We start from the raw sequence: 17,801 nt of genomic DNA, 5'->3' as shown, positions 1-17,801 counted from the left end.
TTTTTTGGGTCTTTTTGCTCTGTTTAAATCTTAAAATAAGATAAATTTTCTAGAAAAATATTGTAATAATATTTCAGTGACGTTAACATTGTTGAGTAAATATTACTTTTATTACAAAAGGAGAGAGAAAATGAAAAAAAGAAAGAGGCGGAACGTTAAGAGATTCATTGCCGTATGTTTAGTGTTGGCGCTAATGATTTCATTATTGCCAGTAGATGTACTTGCAAAAACTTCAGAAGAAGAGTCCGGAAATCGTGTCGCAACTGCTGATCCGGAAGAAACCCTTCAGAATGATCAAACAGAGAAAGCTGTACCATTTAATGAGAAGGATATAAACAAAGAGGGAGAAATCACCTCAGAAAGAACGGAAAACACAAAGCTTTATTATGAAGGGGACGGTGTTTATAAACAGGAAGTATACCTTGATCCTATTCATACAAAGGAAACATCGAATGCAGACTGGGAGGAGATTTCTCCTGAATTAAAAGAAACGACAAGCAAACAAGTCGAAACTGAAAATGCTGTTTTGAATTCAGATTTTCAAAAGCAAATGAAGAACGGACTTTATGCGACTTTTGAGCACAATGATCACAAGCTTACATATTCACTTGTAGAAGCAAAAGGTCCAAATAAAACTTCACTTACTCCGAAAGATACTCCAGCAGATTATAAGACTGATGGTAATGAGATTGTTTATCCGGATGTTTTTCCGAACATTGATCTTCAGACTTTCACATTCAACGAAAACATAAAAGAAGATTTAGTCCTTCATCAGTATGATGGATACAACACATTTTCATTTCAGGTCAAAACCGATTTGCAGGCAAAAGAACAAGAGGACGGATCAATAGATTTTTCTGATGAAAAAGGAAAAGTTGTTTTTTCTGTGCCTAAACCTTTTATGACTGATTCAAAACTGGATGAGCTTTCCGGTGAGGTGGGACGATCAGAAAAAGTCAGCTATAAGCTGGAAAAGAATGATGAAGGGTATTTGCTTCATCTCACGGCAGACGAGAACTGGCTGAAAGACCCTGAACGCGTGTATCCAGTGTCTATCGACCCGTCAACGTCCTTATCTGTTTCATCAGATACGTTTGTCATGAGTGCCTACCCAACGACCAACTATTCGGCAGCTTCACAGAAATGGGATGCTAATCTGAAGGCCTATGTACTGAAAACGGGTTATTACGACAAAACAACAGGCACAAACTATGCGTTCATGAAATTTAACAATTTAAAACCGATTCAAAATATGACAGTCAGCAAAGCGACATTAAAAACATACGTCGCCCATTCCTATTACGGAACAAAGGCAACTGGTCTTTGGCTGGATACAGTCAACAGCAATTATGATCATGCAAAAGTAACATGGAACACCAAACCGGCATCTAAAAATATCGGAAAAGCCGACGTCCATAAAGGACAGTGGGCGAGTTACGATGTGACCGCCGCTGTAAAGGCATGGAACTCCGGCGGGGCCAACTATGGATTCAAGCTTCATGCAAACGGAAACGGTAAGGAATACTGGAAAAAACTAATTTCCTCAGCGAACTCAAACAATAAGCCTTATATTGAAGTGACATACACCATCCCGAAGGCGAGCACACCTGCTGTTAAAGCATACAATAACGGGAACGGCACTGGTTTTTTCAATATCAGCTGGAAAAAGGCCGAGGGTGCCAAAGGCTATAAGGTATGGATTTATAATGGGAAAGAATATCAAGCGATCTCAGTCGGCAACACGACATCCTGGAGCACAAAAGGGAAAAACATTTGGCCGACAAGTGCAGAAATTTCATCCGGTAAGTACAAGCTTCACCTTGATGGAAAAGGCGGAACTGAATTAGCGCTAGATCCATCTCCAGTGTATAAAAACTCCGGCGGAAGCTATGCCACAAGCAAAAACTATTGGATTGGCGTCAGTGCAATCTTTGATCAGGGAGAAGGAGCGATGTCCGCACCGGCAAAGCCTGTTATCCCTAATGTAGGAAAAGCACAAGCACCGTCAACAAAGGGCTTTAATAATGGGAATGCCACAGGATACTTCGATCTTTCTTGGAAAGCTGTATCCGGTGCAACAGGCTATAAAGTCCAAGTGTTCAATGGGAAAGGCTTTGAGACACTTGATCTCGGAAATCAGACGTCTTGGACCACCAAGGGGAAAAAGATCTGGCCGACAAGTGCAGAAATGAAAGCGGGAAAATATGCTCTTCACCTAAAGGATGGAAACGGAGCAGAGCTGCCGATCAATCCCGGACCAACCTATAAAAACGCCGGTGGGGATGCAGCCAAAAAAAATTACTCATTTAAAATAATCGCCTATAACAAAGACGGCGAAGCCATTGCATCACCGGCTGCCAACCCGACACTTCCTGATATCGCTAAACCAAAGAACTTATCCGGTTATGTGTATACAAACACAAAATCAAGCCAAACCGGTTATGTGAATTTGATATGGGAAAAGGTTCAAAATGCGAAAGGCTATAAAATTAATATCTATAACGGAAAAGAATATCAGTCCTATGATGTTGGGGACGTGGATCATTGGACAACCCAAAATAAAAACATTTGGCCGACTTCTGAGGAAATAAAAGCCGGAAGCTACAAGCTGCATACAGACGGAAAAGGCCGTGAATTGGCACTTGACCCGTCACCTGTCTATAACAATGCAAATGGAAATTACAAAGGGAAGAAGAATTATTCCTTCACTCTTTCCGCCTATGATGCGAATGGTGAAACGATTCCGACAGCACCCTTTAACCCAACGTTCCATGAAGGCGCAGAATTCCTTGGAACAGAAGAATACTGGTCTATCATTGATATCCCAAGTGGCCAGTTAAACGGTGCGACAGGAAATGTCATTGTGAATGAAGAGGATATGTCAATTGACGGGCGCGGACCGGGACTTGGCTTATCGAGAACCTACAACAGTCTTGACAGCTCCGATCACTTATTTGGACAAGGCTGGTATGCTGATGCAGAAACATCTGTCATCCCGACGGACGGCGGGGCAATGTATATTGATGAAGACGCTACTACTCATCGCTTTACTAAAAAAGGCGATGGCACGTATCAGCCGCCGACCGGTGTCTATCTTGAATTAACAGAAACAGCTGATCAGTTCATATTAAAAACAAAGGATCAAACAAACGCTTATTTCAATAAAAAAGGCGGCAAGCTTCAAAAGATAGTGGATGGCCACAACAATGCAACCGTCTACACTTATAATGACAAGAATCAACTGACAGCCATTACAGATGCATCAGGCCGCAAGCTCACACTCACATATGATGAAAATGGCCATGTGACTTCCATCATCGGGCCTAAGAATAAGAAAGTCACCTACTCATATGAAAATGATTTGCTGAAGAAAGTCACGGATACAGATGGGACTGTCACAAGCTATGACTATGATGGTGAAGGACGCCTTATCAAACAATATTCAGCCAACAGTACCGAAGCAAAGCCTGTCTTTACCGAATATCAGTATAGCGGGCACCGTCTCGATAAAGCGATTAACGCTAAGAAAGAAACATATGTCTATCGCTATGATGCTGATAAAAAGACGCTTCTCATGACACAGCCGAATGGCCGGAAAGTACAGTACGGCTATAATGAAGCGGGAAATCCGATTCAGGTCATTGATGATGCGGAAGGGTTAAAAATTACAACGAATACAAAGTATGAAGGCAACAATGTCGTAGAAGATGTAGATCCAAACGACGTCGGAACAGGAAAAGCAACGGAAAGCTATCAATATGACAAAGATGGCAACGTTACGTCTGTTAAAGACGCATATGGAACTGAGACATACGAATACAACAAAAACAACGATGTCACAAAGATGAAGGATACCGAGGGCAATGTCACGGATATTGCCTATGACGGACTAGATGCTGTATCCGAAACCGATCAGAGCGGAAAATCATCTTCAGCAGCCGTTTATGATAAATACGGAAATCAGATTCAATCCAGCAAAGAGTTATCAGCCTCAACCAATATCCTGAAAGATGGAAGCTTTGAAGCGCAAAAATCCGGCTGGAATCTGACTGCATCTAAAGACAGCGGCAAAATCTCCGTGATCGCCGATAAAAGCGGAGTTCTTTCTGGATCTAAGGCATTGGAAGTCTTGAGTCAATCAACGTCTGCCGGAACAGATCATGGGTATTCGTCAGCAACACAAACAGTTGAGCTGGAGCCGAATACAACCTATACATTAAGCGGGAAAATCAAAACAGATCTAGCGAAATCAAGAGCCTACTTTAACATTGATTTGCGAGACAAAGATCAAAAACGAATTCAATGGATTCACAATGAATACAGCGCATTAGCCGGAAAAAATGACTGGACAAAACGGCAAATCACTTTTACGACTCCTGCGAATGCAGGAAAAGCCGTTGTGTATATGGAAGTCGATCATAAAGATAAAGATGGCAAAGGAAAAGCATGGTTTGATGAAGTCCAGCTGGAAAAAGGCGAAGTATCATCAAGCTATAACCCAGTTCAAAATAGCAGTTTCACATCAGCAACGGAAAACTGGAGCGTAAGCGGGGCATCCGTTGATTCTGAAGAAGGCTTTAATGATGATGTATCATTAAAAGCTGCCCGAACCAGTGCGTCCCAAGCCGGATCAGTAACAAAACAAACCGTTGTCTTAGGGCAAAGCGCAAACGACAAACCGGTTTATCTCACGCTGACAGGCATGTCGAAAGCCAGCAGCGTCAAGTTCACAGATGAAAAAGACTATTCTCTGCAGGCGAATGTCACTTACGCGGACGGAAGCACAGGCGTATACAACGCGAAATTCCCTTCTGGAACACAGGAATGGAACCGCGCAGCTGTTGTTATACCAAAAACAAAGCCGATTAATAAAGTCGATATCAGCATACTGTTCCAAAAGAGTGCGACAGGAACAGCGTGGTTTGATGATATCCGTCTGATTGAAGGAAGCCTTTTAACAAAAAGCACGTATGATAGCAATGGAAACTATGTGACCAAGGAAGAAGACGAACTAGGTTACGCTACTTCAACTGATTACGATGAAACGGGTAAGAAAACGGCTGAAACGGATGCAAAAGGTGAAAAAACAACCTATACGTATGATCAGGCAGACCAGTTGACAAACATGACGCTCTCCAACGGCACGTCTATCCTTCACAGCTATGATAAGGAAGGCAATGAGGTAAGCAAAACCATTCGGGCGGGAGCAGATCAAACCTATCAATACGAATATGATGTCATGGGCAAGCTTGTGAAAACAACTGACCCTCTGGGCAATGTGCTAGCAAGTGAATATGATGCCAACAGCAACCTGACCAAAACCATTTCACCGAATGGCAACGAAGTGTCTCTTTCTTATGATGGAACAGACCGGGTGAAATCAAAATCGTATAACGGTACAGAAAAATACAATTTCACATATGACAAAAATGGAAATGAAACTTCGGTCGTTAATAAAGAGCAGAACACCACAAAGAAACGGACATTTGACAACAAAAACCGTTTAACCGAATTGACTGACCGCGGCGGCAGCCAAACTTGGACATATCCTAGTGACTCCGATAAGCTGAAAACCTTCTCATGGAGCCATGGGGACCAAAAAGGAACGAATCAATTTACGTATAACAAACTGGATCAAATGGTTGAGATGAAAGATAGTACATCTTCCTATTCATTTGATTATGATGAAAATGGCAACGTCCAAACCTTTATTACGGGCAACGGCGGCGGAACAAGTTTTTCATATGACGAAAGAAACCTTGTAAGCTCGCTTCATATCGGCGACAAAAATGGCGGAAGCATTCTGACAGAAAGCTATGAATATGATGCCAACGGCAACCGCACAACGATAAACAGCTCAGCAAGCGGCAAGGTGAAATATGAGTATGGAAAGCTGAATCAGCTTGTCAAAGAAACCCACGAAGACGGTACTGTCATTGAATACACATATGACGGATTCGGGAACCGAAAAACTGTTACAACTGTAAAAGACGGTTCAAGCAAAACGGTGAATGCTTCCTTCAACATCATGAACCAGCTGACAAAAGTCAATGATGAAAGCATCTCTTACGATAAAAACGGCAACCGCACATCCGACGGCAAATTCACATATACGTGGGATGCAGAGGATAACCTGACTGCCGTTACAAAAAAAGGCGAAGACAAGCCGTTCGCAACATACAAATATGATGAAAAAGGAAACAGAATCCAAAAAACCGTCAACGGAAACGTCACGAACTACTTCTACGACGGAGACAGCCTGAACGTCTTGTATGAAACGGACGCGGACAACAAAGTCACAAAATCATACACGTACGGTGACAGCGGCCAGCTGTTATCCTACACGGAGAATGGCAAGAAATATTTCTATCATTACAATGCACACGGAGACGTCATCGCGATCTCAGACAGCACTGGAAAAACCGTTGCCAAATATCAGTACGACGCATGGGGAAATCCAACAAAAACCGAAGCAAGCGATGAAGTAAAAGACAACCGCTACCGCTACGCAGGCTACCAATACGACGAAGAAACCGGCCTGTACTATCTCATGGCCCGCTACTACGAGCCAAGAAACGGCGTGTTCCTATCGCTCGACCCAGACCCAGGAAGCGATGGAGATTCACTAGATCAAAACGGATATACCTATGGAAACAACAACCCGGTGATGAATGTTGATCCGGATGGGCATTGGGTATGGCTTGTGGTAAATGCCGGATTTGCAGCCTATGATGGGTATAAGGCATATAAATCAGGTAAGGGTTGGAAAGGCGTAGCGGTTGCAGCCGCATCAGGATTTGTAGGTGGTGGAAAGTTAAAATTAACAAAAAAAATCGGAAAATGGGCCACCTCAAGACATTGGTATAAAGGAACATTTAAAACTAAAAGAAAGTCATTGGACTATCATCATAATAAACATATTGTGAGAAATGGTAAATCTTACAGTAAAAAGAGATATACAAAAGTTGCTAGAGCATTTTATAGATCTAATAAGCATTTACGCGAAAAAGTAATACTAGCTACTGGAAAAAAAGGTTACAGGATTAAGAATGGAAAAAGAACTGGTTATTACACAAGAAGTGGAAAGGTAGTTACATTTGTGAATAATAAATGGAAGAAAAAGAAAAAGCGTTAATTTTAATTTCTACAATATAGAAGGGCCTGAATATGGATGAAATTTTTTAAAAGATATAATATTGATCAAAAAACATTAGATGAGTTCAAAAAATATTATGTATTATTACATGGTCCGTTTCCAAATGATATGTATGATTTTGAAGAAGAAACAAATACTTCTTTAGATGAATTTTATGAATTTTTTGCCTTAATAACTGGAAGTTTAAATTATATAATTGAAGATAAAAAAATTCCTAGATATCAAAGAGAAATGTTAAAAAAAACGTTCTATGAACATTATCCTCATTTTAGGAATTATAAAAGTGATATTTTAAAATATCAAGAATTAAGTGAATGCTTAGAATTTCATGAAAAAATTAGGATTTTGATTAATAAGCTTATAACAGGAGTATGAATCTTTAAACTAAAATAATAAACAAAAACAGCTGTCAAGTATATTTGACAGCTGTTTTAATTAATTCGGGAAAGACACAATTTATTTTTACAGCGACAGTCTGAATGTGTATACTTTCACAAAAGCATACACATACGGTGATAGTGGACAACTGCTAGCATTCACGCAAAATGGCAAGAAATATTTCTATCACTACAACGCACAAGGTGACGTCATTGCAATCTCAGACAGCACGGGAAAAACCGTTGCCAAGTATCAATATGACGCATGGGGAAATCCAACAAAAACCGAAGCAAGTGATGAAGTAAAAGACAACCGCTACCGCTACGCAGGCTACCAATACGACGAAGAAACCGGCCTGTACTATCTCATGGCCCGCTACTACGAGCCAAGAAACGGCGTGTTCCTATCGCTCGACCCAGACCCGGGCAGCGACGGAGACTCATTGGATCAGAATGGGTTTGCTTATGGAAATAATAACCCAGTGATGAATGTTGATCCGGATGGGCATTGGGTATGGCTTGTGGTAAATGCCGGATTTGCAGCTTATGATGGATATAAGGCATATAAATCAGGTAAGGGGTGGAAAGGTGCTGCTTGGGGCAGCCGCTTCTAACTTTGGTCCTGGGAAGATATTTAAGGGTGCTAAGAGGGCTTATAGTTTTGCTAATAAGGCAAAAAGAGGTTGGTTTAATAAAGAGTCTTGGCATCATATAAAAGATAGACACGGTCCAAAGCGCTCCGATAAAAAATATGGAAAAAAGTGGAAATTCAAGAGTAACAGAGCTTTGAAACGAACAACAAGAAGTACATTAAGATCAGGGAAAGCACGTAAAGGACAATATGGTCGTACAGTTTACGAAAAGACTTTTAAAAGATATGTTGGAGTGAATGGTAATAAAAGAAAAACTAAACGTGTTCGAGTTATAAGAGATAGGAATGGGAGAATAGTAACAAGTTTTCCATATTAATTTGTAATAGAGCTGCTTTTAAAGGCAGTTCTTAACGTACTAGAGACTAGGGGGATATAATGAAAAAATTAATAATGAACAAGATAAAAAAGGAAGTAAATGAAGGTTGTTTTTTTCATGTGGATAATCATGAACGCATGTACATCGGAAAAAAGGATAAAACAGGAATTGTAATTTCGATCTTTGATTTGTCCGGCGATATCCGGAGATTTGAAATTAATGAACAAATTCTGTGCGAGGATATTATATTGTTTCAACAGAGTTCGGATGACCGTTATGTATTTGTTTACTCTAAGCTACATGAGTATAAAGTTAAGGTGTTTTCAGCAGATGGAAAAGAACAAAGTGTATTTTCTCTGCCTTCAGGGGTTTCCTGCTGTCTTTTGGATGAAAAACAAAACCTATGGGCCGGTTTAAGTGATGAAGGTATTTATGATGACGAAAACCCCAGTGAACAAAGTTTGCTGTGCTTCACTTTAGACGGACAATTAAAGGAAACTCACATTGATCAACAGCTTTCAGAAATATATGCGCCCGTGGTAGATGACTGCTATGCACTTGCAGAAAAAGATGGACTGATATACATGCTGTACTACTCTTATACAGTCATTGCCGCATTTGATGAGACGGACGTGAGACGAGTGTGGATTGTTTCTGATAAAGAATATTCTGGAGTATATGACCAGCTTGCAATTTCAGATGACGGGTTTTGGATATGCAAAGATGAACATTCACTGTCCCTCATTCCGGCTGATGTCAGTCTGCCGATACAAGAGGTGAAGTGCTGTGGTCCAGACGGGCGGGAGCTCTCGGTACAACAGCTGAAACTGACAAGTAATGCTATTTATGCAATATCAGACTCGGGGATCTATAAGAGGGATATCAGAGGGGGAAAAGCAAATGAATGAAATATCTTTTTGGCAGCTTATTGACCAAGCTTGCAGCAAGGAAGAACCTAATGAATGGCTACGTGATGAATTATTGAAAAAAGAAATCAATGAGATCGTTGATTTTGAATTTATGCTTCAGACATTTATGCACAAAAGCTATCTGTCCTCACTATGGGCGGCAGCATACATCCTCATGGACGGTTGTTCAGACGATACGTTTGATTATTTTCGCGGATGGCTGATTGCCCAGGGCAAAGAGACATTCGAAAAAGTGCTGGATGATCACGAGTATTTGGCAGCATACATCACGGAGGAAACGCTTGATGAGGAAGGCTATCCGCAAAATGAAGACTTGCTGTCGGTGGCGACAGAGGCGTTGACATACAAGAAGACTGGTGACGATGATTGGGATGATGAAGTATACGATGAGCTTTTAGATACGCTTGAACAAAAGGGGCTTGCCGAACCAGAAGATATTGAATTGGATTGGGAAGAAGAAGATTTGCCTGAAAGGTTTCCAAAACTGTGGGAGCGTTTTGGGGAAAATCCGCTAGGTGAGTTTTAGAATATGAAGCTTGTATCAATAAGCGATACAAGCTTTTTTAGAACAAATCTGAATGATAAATGACAAAGAAAACAAGAGAAAGATTAATCAAATGAAAAAATTTGAGAAATTGACGGTGGAGGGATTGCGGCTCGTGCAAAAAAGATTAATCGAAAAACTCGATGAGAATAAAAGACGTTTGTTGAAAAGCGAAATCAAAGAAAAACTAGTCCCTTGCGCAGAAAGAGGCTTCAGTTATCGCTTTGCTGATCTGCCGAGAAGTAAGCAGTTGCTTGAGATGGTTTTATCAAATTCAAAACCAGCCAACTCCCGTGAGGTTGATGCTCTAGGAAAAACGGAAGCGAAACAGCTGATCTTGAAAACATCTCAGTCCTATGTTGCCTATGATGACAGGGACGTTCTGCTGTTTCATCAATACAGCAACGAAATTGGTGCATTAGTTTGTACCTTCGGAACATGTCTCGAGCACCTTGATGGCTTATTGGAATGTATTGAGTTCGACCAAGGGCTTCTCCATCATAGTTTTATTTTGGTTGAGCCCGAGTGTCAGTTTGGTTTATGTATATTGCACACGGAATACGGTTGCGAGCTTGTTTATTGGTAGATGCTTTCCTAGGAGGAATCCTTTTGGAATGTATCTAATCAGTACGGTGCTTTGCATACTATTAATAAATCATTTAATACTTGAATACGTGGTGATCAAATTGAGCGAGCCAAAGCTAATAGAATGCATAAATAAAATCAAAAGTGTCTTAAATGGACAAACAACAAGAGAAGAAGTGTCAGGTTGGGCGGGCACTTATGTTTATGCTGATGATCCCGAGGTAGAAGACGATAGAGTCTGGGATATGTTAATCCTCCTAAGCGGGATTGATTTGAAAGATTCTCCTGATGCTTATTTGCATTCAACAGATGATTTAAATGATTGGATCAAACCATATACGGAGTAATTAATTTTTCTGCTTGTTGCAATGCGTTATTGATTAAAACGAGGTAGGAGATGACAATGTACAAAACAATTAATGATTGGGTTGATTATATAGATGAAGGGTGCAGTGTCCTTCATTTAGATTTTAATGTGTTTAAAAAAGAGCTCTCACTTAATATCAAGGTTTTTGAAGGTGAAGGTGAATATACGCATAAGATATTATTTCAAAATGTGGCATCTACTTATTATAGTGCAGATGTTGGTGACATGAGGTTAGAAAAAATTGTTCCGGAAGAATATAATTGGCAAATATTTGAGTTCAGTTATCACCCAGAAGGAATCGGAAACATGTCGAATTCTAACATTGAACACTACCATTCAAACGCTAATTTTCTTATAAATATGAACAGCATGTTAATTGCGATAGAAGCTGAAACAGTTCGCTTTGATGATCAATCGTTTTATGCATACCAATTGAACATTAAATAAAAAAAGAGAGGTTGTCAGCCTCTCTTTTCTTACTTAGAACATAACAGCAGCCAGACGAAATGTAAAAGACAACGTCATCGCGATTTAAGACTGAATTGGAAAGTAGCTTTATATCAAAACGTTAATGAAATTAGGCTGTCCGTTACTAATAGTTAATAAATGGCTTATTCTTATCACTTCATTTCTAACCTGGGAGCATAACAAATGAAAAAATTAAAAATGAATAAAATCATCAACATTGACACCCAAGATTGTTTTTTTCATGCTGATGCACAAGGACGTGTCTACATTGGAAAAGGTGTGAAAGGTGATCTCACCTTTTCAATCTATGATCCTTCTGGTGATGCTCGGGATTTTAAAGTGAAAGAGCAGATTACATGCAGCGATATTCAGTTCTTTCAACAATGTGCAAATGGCTATGTCTTCGTTTATTACGAATCGTATGAGCCGAAGGTAAAGGTTTTTTCAGAAGAGGGAAGAGTGAGAAGTGCTTTTCGTTTGCCTTCAGGGGTTTCCTGCTGTCTTTTGGGTGAAAAACAACAGCTTTGGGTCGGTTTATGTGATGAAGGGATTTATCATGATGAGAATCCGAAGGGTGATAGTGTATGGTGTTTTACGTTAGATGGTAAGCAGAAGGAAATGTATATTGATAGAAAGCTTGAAGAAATGGATGCACCGGTTGTAGATGAATGTTATGGGCTTGCAGAAAAAAACGGATTGATTTATATGCTGTATTACGGAGATGTAGTCATTGCCGCATTTGATGAAACGGTTGTGAGACGGGTGTGGATTCTGTCGGATGAGGCACCTAAATCAGAAGCATTTGATCAGCTCACAGTAGCTAAAGAAGGTTTTTGGATCGGGACGGTCAACTGTTACAGAGCAGACCTTAAGCCGTCTCTTTATTTGATTTCTACCGATGTGAGTCAAGAGATGGAAGAGGTAACTTGCTGTGACTCGAACGGTGAAGCCCTAGACATTCAACAGCTGAAACTGACAAGTAACGCTGTTTACGCAGTGACCTCTTCTGGTGTTTATAAGCAGGATATCCAATAAGGTGTTGATGAGATCATGATGAATTGGCGCACTTTAAGTCAGACAAAACAAGACCGCATCTGGTCAGAAGTGAACCAGCTCATAAAAGGGAAGCCCGGAAGCAGATGTCATCACATCATCCCGCCTGATCGATATCGAGTGTTTGATATCTCGAGCGCGATGAGCAGTAAATCCGGTCATGATGATGTGAGCGAAGTGCTGAATGATTTAGAGACTTCTATTTTAAAAGCATTTCAATCATGTACTGGAAAGAACGATGTAATGTACGCATTAGATTGGCAGCATGACGGATATACCTTTAGCCCTCATCAGACAATGCCTCAGGATGAATTTGGCGATTGGCCTGTTCCCGTATTTCCAAATGGAGACTATTATTTCTTTTTTTATCAGGATTTTTCTTGGGGGCTTTTGGGTGATCCGTGGAAATGTACAATCACTGTGTTTGGTGAAGACCTGTTGGAGGCGATAGATAAATATCCGCCTATCCTGTTTCAAGATAGATGAGTTTGTTATTTAACATGTGTCGGAGGAGAGAGTCGGCGTGTTTGAAAAACTGAGAAAAAGACAGCAAGAGCTTGAAGAAACGCCGTATCCTGATGAATTGTACGGCTTTGAAGCGGAAGTGTATGAGTTTTTTATGCTTATTGCCGGCAGTTTGGATTATGTGCTGGCGAATAAAAGGCTGCCCCGGCATCAGCGGCATTCGTTGCAGAAAAGCTTTTTTGAGCTGTATCCTGACATCCCGCTGGATATGATCAAACACGATAATGATTTGTATCATCACATTCTTTTGTACGAGCAAGTCAGACAAGAGATTTGCGCTGCGCTATCCAACTAATAAGGAGGATTTTATGGAAAAAACCTCTATAAGCAGTATCGGCAATTTGGACATGGTCGAGCTTAAGCCCGACCAAACCGTTACGTCATGCGAACTTGGAGATGCTGAGTCTTTTTATCGTTTTTGGCAGGGGCTTGCCTATGAGCAAATCATGATACAGGTGATAACGGGTGGTTCATTTATAGAAGACCTGTCAGAGTTTTTCAAAGGCTATGCTTACAAAGTGACGAAGCTGGCGAAAAGGCAATTTCATTTCCAATGCGTAGTACATGAAACAGACCGGGGCATTGCAGGTTTTCTATTTCTGTTAGCTTCTATCAATGATGATGTTTTTCTGATCACTGACCCTCAACCAAAAAACTATCTTTCCGAAGGCAAACTCCAATGCCTGACGGACTCGGGCGAACGGATCATGTGGTTTGAATACGATGCTGCGGAGATCTATATGGTTGGCGATGAAACATAAAAGGAGGAGGAATCCATATGAATATCACACAATATGAGAAAATGAAACAGCATCTTTCTGATGTGGATACAGGTCCATTTACATTAAACGAGTTTACTTTCTATATGAAAGAAGATGATCGTTATATTCATATTCCTGTGTTTGAATTAAAACTATCTGCTCAAACCTGTGACATTCATTTGCGGTTTGAAGACATCAGTGCATCAAAGCTGGATGACCTTGAATCCATCGATTCGGTTGACTTGGAGCTTTTACCGACTGACGACCAATGGGAAAGGCTCCGTTATTATGTGTATGACGAAGAAAACCAAATAAGCTTCTATTGCGGAGGATGGGATGTAATCAAGTGTGACAAGATGTCACACTGATTTTCCCCACTTTCCAAGCGTTCTTGCTTTTGTTGCGGCATATGTCACGAGAAACGGGATAGTCACAATCAGAAAAAACAAAGGTATCCAATTTGATAATCCGGTTACATAATGGAGTGTAATGGACAAGAGAGTCAGGAAACTGAAGGTGCAGGTGACGTTTCGAACGTCTTTTTCGCTTCTTTTATATTTCTCTCTCATGGTGGATTGATCACTGTATATCGGTGAAGTTCCGGGCTCAGCCGAAAAGATATGCATACCTTGTGAAGAGCAAACACGCTCCCATCCGGCCGCTTCAAACATCTCAGTGTATTCCGCCAAGCTTTCTTCCCCAACATCATGATAATCAATACTGTAGATCAACTTCCGCGGCTCAGCTTTTCTAAGTTTATACCCCATAACCGCAAAAGAATCGAGCACCCAGCCTTTGCTGGCCATGTCACTTAGTCTCTTCATATCCTTTTCTTCTGAAAAAGCCAAGCCTTCGGACATCATATATTTTTTCTGTTTCATGATGAATCCCCTTTCAATTGTTGAAAAGCGCGTTCACCGTGTTCCGCCATCACTTTTCTGCGCTGCATTTCTTTTTTGAGTAATTCTTGGCCGTGCAGGGTGGTCTGGTACACTTTGCGGCGCGGGTTGTCGTTGTTGACAAGCTCAATGATCTCTTCCTGCAGTAATTTCTTTAACAATGTATATAAGGTAGCCGGGCCAATCGTAAAGGAGTCATCGGTCATGTCCTCAATCTCCTGCATGATCGAATATCCGTGTTTTGGCTCCAGCAAGGTTAAGACAATATAATAGGCTGCGTCGGTAAGCTGATCCATTTCCTGCGGACGTTGCTTTGGCATGAGGTCACCTCATTTATTATATCAACTAATGATATATCAATAATTGATATAATAAAATCTTCCTTTTCTTTTGTCAATGCAATTTTTTTCTGCGTTCAGTCATCATAAAGAAACAATCACCGAGTATGCATTAATGAATGCGTTTTCATAGAGGGGGATTCTTAATGAAAAAATGGATAACGGCGGGTTTTGTGATGATGTTGATGTTGGGTTTCAGCGGGGCAGAGAGTTTGAAGGCGTCTGAGCCGAAGGTGTATCAGTTTGACTTTGGGAGCGGTTCGGTTGAGCCTGATTACATTGGGGTAAGGGCGTCTGACCGTTATAACCCATCAAAGGGCTACGGTTTTCAAACGCCGGAACATATGAAGGATGTGGCGGCATCCGGGACGGGCGTGAAAAGTGATGCGGTTCAATTTTTGGCGTATGGGACGAAAAGCGACAACACGTTTAATGTGGATCTTCCGAATGGCCTTTATGAGGTGAAGGTGACGCTGGGCAATACGGCGAGGGCAAGTGTGGCGGCGGAGGGTGTGTTTCAGGTCATCAATATGACGGGAGACGGTGCGGAAGATACGTTTCAAATTCCTGTCACCGACGGGCAGCTGAATCTGCTGGTGACTGAAGGCAAGGCGGGTACCGCTTTTACGCTCAGCGCCCTGAAGATCAAGAAATTGTCTGATCAGCCGATGACAAACCGAACGATCTATGTCGGCGGCGATTCGACGGTGTGCAATTATTATCCGCTCAACAGCAGCAAGCAGGCGGGCTGGGGACAAATGCTGCCTCACTATGTCGACAAGCGTACCTTTCAAGTGAGAAACATGGCATCAGGCGGGCAGATTGCGAGAGGGTTTCGAAATGACGGACAGCTTGAGGCGATCTTGAAGTACATCAAACCGGGTGATTACTTTATGTTGCAGCTCGGCATTAACGATACAAATCCGAAGCATAATGAATCTGAAGCGGAATTTAAGGAGATTATGCGTGATATGATCCGGCAGGTGAAAGCAAAGGGCGCGGAAGTCATCCTTTCAACACCTCAGGGCCGGGCGACAGACTTTACTTCTGAAGGCATCCATTCCTCTGTAAACCGATGGTACAGGGCTTCTATATTGGCTTTGGCCGAAGAGGAAAAAACACATTTTATTGACTTGAATGTCCTCAGTTCGGCATACTTTACATCGATCGGTCCGGAAAAAACGCTCGCGCTTTATATGGATGGAGATACACTGCATCCGAACCGCGCGGGGGCCGATGCACTGGCGCGATTGGCCGTTCAGGAACTAAAAAGACAGGGGATTGATGGCTTCTAAAACGTCATTTTTCGGCAAAACACATACGCTGCCGTAAATTAGAGTATAATGAGAACATCTGCAAGAGACAGGAGTTTATACATGAGTCATTTTAAAAACTATCAAATCAGTCATGACATTTTACGAGCATTGGAAGGACTGGGGTATACAGAACCGACCGAGGTGCAGCGAAGCGTGATTCCGGCAGCCCTTGAACGAAAAGATCTTGTCGTCAAATCACAGACGGGAAGCGGGAAAACGGCTGCGTTTGGCATTCCTCTTTGCGAGCTGGCGGATTGGGACGAAAATAAACCGCAGGCACTGGTGCTGACACCGACCCGTGAGCTTGCCGTGCAAGTAAAAGAGGATATCACGAACATCGGAAGATTTAAACGAATCAAAGCCACAGCTGTGTTTGGAAAATCATCTTTTGATAAACAAAAAGCCGAGCTGAAGCAAAAAAGCCATATCGTTGTCGGCACACCGGGACGCGTCCTAGATCATATTGAAAAAGGCACGCTGCCGCTGGATCGCCTTTCCTATCTGGTCATTGATGAAGCGGATGAGATGCTGAATATGGGCTTCATCGATCAGGTGGAGGCGATTATCAAGCATCTCCCGACCGAGCGTACGACGATGCTGTTTTCTGCGACACTGCCAGAGGATATTGAGAAATTAAGCCGCCAATATATGCAAAACCCAGAGCATATCGAAATCAAAGCGGCCGGCCTCACCACAAGGAATATTGAACATGCGGTGATTCAAGTCAGAGAAGAGAATAAGTTTTCTTTGCTGAAGGATGTACTCATCACTGAGAACCCGGACAGCTGCATCATTTTTTGCCGGACGAAAGAGCATGTGAATCAGCTGACCGATGAATTGGATGACTTAGGATATCCATGCGATAAAATTCACGGCGGGATGATTCAGGAAGACCGCTTTGACGTCATGAATGAATTTAAAAGAGGCGAGTACCGTTATTTAGTTGCGACAGACGTCGCCGCGCGGGGGATCGATATCGAAAATATCGCCCTTGTCATCAACTATGATTTGCCCCTTGAGAAAGAAAGCTACGTACACCGTACAGGACGGACAGGGCGAGCCGGAAAACAGGGAAAAGCGATTTCATTTGTGGCGCCGTTTGAAAAGCGGTTCCTAGCTGAAATAGAAGACTATATTGGATTCGGGATTCAGACATTAGAAGCCCCGTCCCAAGAGGAAATCGCAAAAAAGAAACCGGATTTTCTCGCTAAACTGAAAGACCGTCCGAAAATCAAAAAGGATAAAAGCGAAGAGCTGAATAAAGACATCATGAAGCTGTACTTTAACGGCGGAAAGAAAAAGAAAATCAGAGCCGTTGATTTTGTCGGAACGATCGCTAAAATCGACGGGGTTTCTGCTGATGACATTGGCATCATTACGATCATGGATAACGCCTCGTACGTGGAAATTTTAAACGGAAAAGGCCCACATGTTCTCAAAGCCATGAAGGATACAACCGTCAAAGGGAAAAAGCTTAAGGTGAATAAAGCGAATAAATGATGAATGACCTGCTC

Annotated in this window: 15 protein-coding genes and 3 pseudogenes; 16 read left to right on the top strand and 2 right to left on the bottom strand. The window is 41.7% G+C overall.

From position 1 onward, the window contains the following. Window positions 1–130 precede the first annotated feature (130 nt). The 14 genes and pseudogenes from HC660_RS19950 to HC660_RS21160 all read left to right on the top strand — a co-directional run. Window positions 131–7,135: a tRNA nuclease WapA gene (locus HC660_RS19950; protein ID WP_168749164.1), complete on the top strand. Its 7,005-nt coding sequence runs from the start codon at window positions 131–133 to the stop codon at window positions 7,133–7,135. A gap of 36 nt (window positions 7,136–7,171) precedes the next feature. Then, window positions 7,172–7,531 (top strand): YxiJ family protein, encoded by a 360-nt coding sequence (locus HC660_RS19945; protein WP_121643646.1) that lies wholly within the window; start codon window positions 7,172–7,174, stop codon window positions 7,529–7,531. A 67-nt stretch (window positions 7,532–7,598) separates the two neighbouring features. Then, a pseudogene (locus tag HC660_RS21405) lies at window positions 7,599–8,502 on the top strand (RHS repeat-associated core domain-containing protein); the annotation flags it as partial. Window positions 8,503–8,561: 59 nt separating this feature from the next. Continuing rightward, window positions 8,562–9,410 carry a YxiH-YxzG fusion protein gene (locus HC660_RS19935; RefSeq protein ID WP_168749162.1) on the top strand — a complete coding sequence of 283 codons (849 nt, stop codon included), beginning with the start codon at window positions 8,562–8,564 and terminating at the stop codon, window positions 9,408–9,410. Continuing rightward, window positions 9,403–9,957, top strand: coding sequence for a DUF4240 domain-containing protein (locus tag HC660_RS19930; protein ID WP_168749160.1), 555 nt, complete (start codon window positions 9,403–9,405; stop codon window positions 9,955–9,957). The genes HC660_RS19935 and HC660_RS19930 overlap by 8 nt, the downstream gene beginning before the upstream one ends. Before the next feature lie 133 nt (window positions 9,958–10,090). Beyond that, the gene (locus HC660_RS19925; protein WP_168749527.1) at window positions 10,091–10,561 is read left to right on the top strand and encodes a YxiF family protein; all 471 of its coding nucleotides are present in this window, start codon (window positions 10,091–10,093) and stop codon (window positions 10,559–10,561) included. 28 nt (window positions 10,562–10,589) lie between these two features. After that, entirely contained in the window at window positions 10,590–10,907 is a 318-nt protein-coding gene (locus tag HC660_RS19920; RefSeq protein WP_010332458.1) for a YxzC family protein, read from the top strand. Between the two features lie 50 nt (window positions 10,908–10,957). Next, entirely contained in the window at window positions 10,958–11,374 is a 417-nt protein-coding gene (locus tag HC660_RS19915) for a YxiG family protein (RefSeq protein WP_168749159.1), read from the top strand. A gap of 204 nt (window positions 11,375–11,578) precedes the next feature. Then, window positions 11,579–11,902 (top strand): annotated as a pseudogene (locus HC660_RS21170) (DNA-binding protein); the annotation flags it as partial. Between the two features lie 111 nt (window positions 11,903–12,013). Further along, window positions 12,014–12,430: a YxiH-YxzG fusion protein gene (locus HC660_RS21165; RefSeq protein ID WP_238933040.1), complete on the top strand. Its 417-nt coding sequence runs from the start codon at window positions 12,014–12,016 to the stop codon at window positions 12,428–12,430. Window positions 12,431–12,445: 15 nt separating this feature from the next. Next, a complete protein-coding gene (locus HC660_RS19905; protein ID WP_168749157.1) occupies window positions 12,446–12,934 on the top strand; it encodes a DUF2716 domain-containing protein in 489 nt (162 codons plus the stop codon). 37 nt (window positions 12,935–12,971) lie between these two features. Further along, a complete protein-coding gene (locus HC660_RS19900) occupies window positions 12,972–13,268 on the top strand; it encodes a YxiJ family protein (protein ID WP_168749156.1) in 297 nt (98 codons plus the stop codon). Window positions 13,269–13,281: 13 nt separating this feature from the next. Next, window positions 13,282–13,734, top strand: coding sequence for a hypothetical protein (locus HC660_RS19895; protein WP_168749155.1), 453 nt, complete (start codon window positions 13,282–13,284; stop codon window positions 13,732–13,734). Window positions 13,735–13,751: 17 nt separating this feature from the next. Continuing rightward, a pseudogene (locus tag HC660_RS21160) lies at window positions 13,752–13,880 on the top strand (hypothetical protein); the annotation flags it as partial. Between the two features lie 213 nt (window positions 13,881–14,093). On the opposite strand, the gene HC660_RS19885 reads toward HC660_RS21160, so the two are convergent. Then, window positions 14,094–14,615 carry a DUF2812 domain-containing protein gene (locus HC660_RS19885; protein ID WP_168749153.1) on the bottom strand — a complete coding sequence of 174 codons (522 nt, stop codon included), beginning with the start codon at window positions 14,613–14,615 and terminating at the stop codon, window positions 14,094–14,096. After that, window positions 14,612–14,953 carry a PadR family transcriptional regulator gene (locus tag HC660_RS19880; protein WP_168749152.1) on the bottom strand — a complete coding sequence of 114 codons (342 nt, stop codon included), beginning with the start codon at window positions 14,951–14,953 and terminating at the stop codon, window positions 14,612–14,614. The genes HC660_RS19885 and HC660_RS19880 overlap by 4 nt, the downstream gene beginning before the upstream one ends. A 164-nt stretch (window positions 14,954–15,117) precedes the next feature. On the opposite strand from HC660_RS19880, the gene HC660_RS19875 reads away from it, so the two are divergent. Both HC660_RS19875 and dbpA read left to right on the top strand, forming a co-directional pair. Then, window positions 15,118–16,266 (top strand): rhamnogalacturonan acetylesterase, encoded by a 1,149-nt coding sequence (locus tag HC660_RS19875; protein ID WP_168749150.1) that lies wholly within the window; start codon window positions 15,118–15,120, stop codon window positions 16,264–16,266. Between the two features lie 81 nt (window positions 16,267–16,347). Next, window positions 16,348–17,787, top strand: a complete 1,440-nt coding sequence (gene dbpA / locus HC660_RS19870; protein WP_168749149.1) for an ATP-dependent RNA helicase DbpA — start codon at window positions 16,348–16,350, stop codon at window positions 17,785–17,787. The last annotated feature ends 14 nt before the right edge of the window (window positions 17,788–17,801 follow it).

Source organism: Bacillus mojavensis, assembly GCF_012648005.1.
GTDB classification, from domain to species: Bacteria; Bacillota; Bacilli; order Bacillales; family Bacillaceae; genus Bacillus; species Bacillus mojavensis.
The sequence above is the reverse complement of the archived record's forward strand: the minus strand, read 5'-3'. Positions and strand labels throughout refer to the sequence as shown.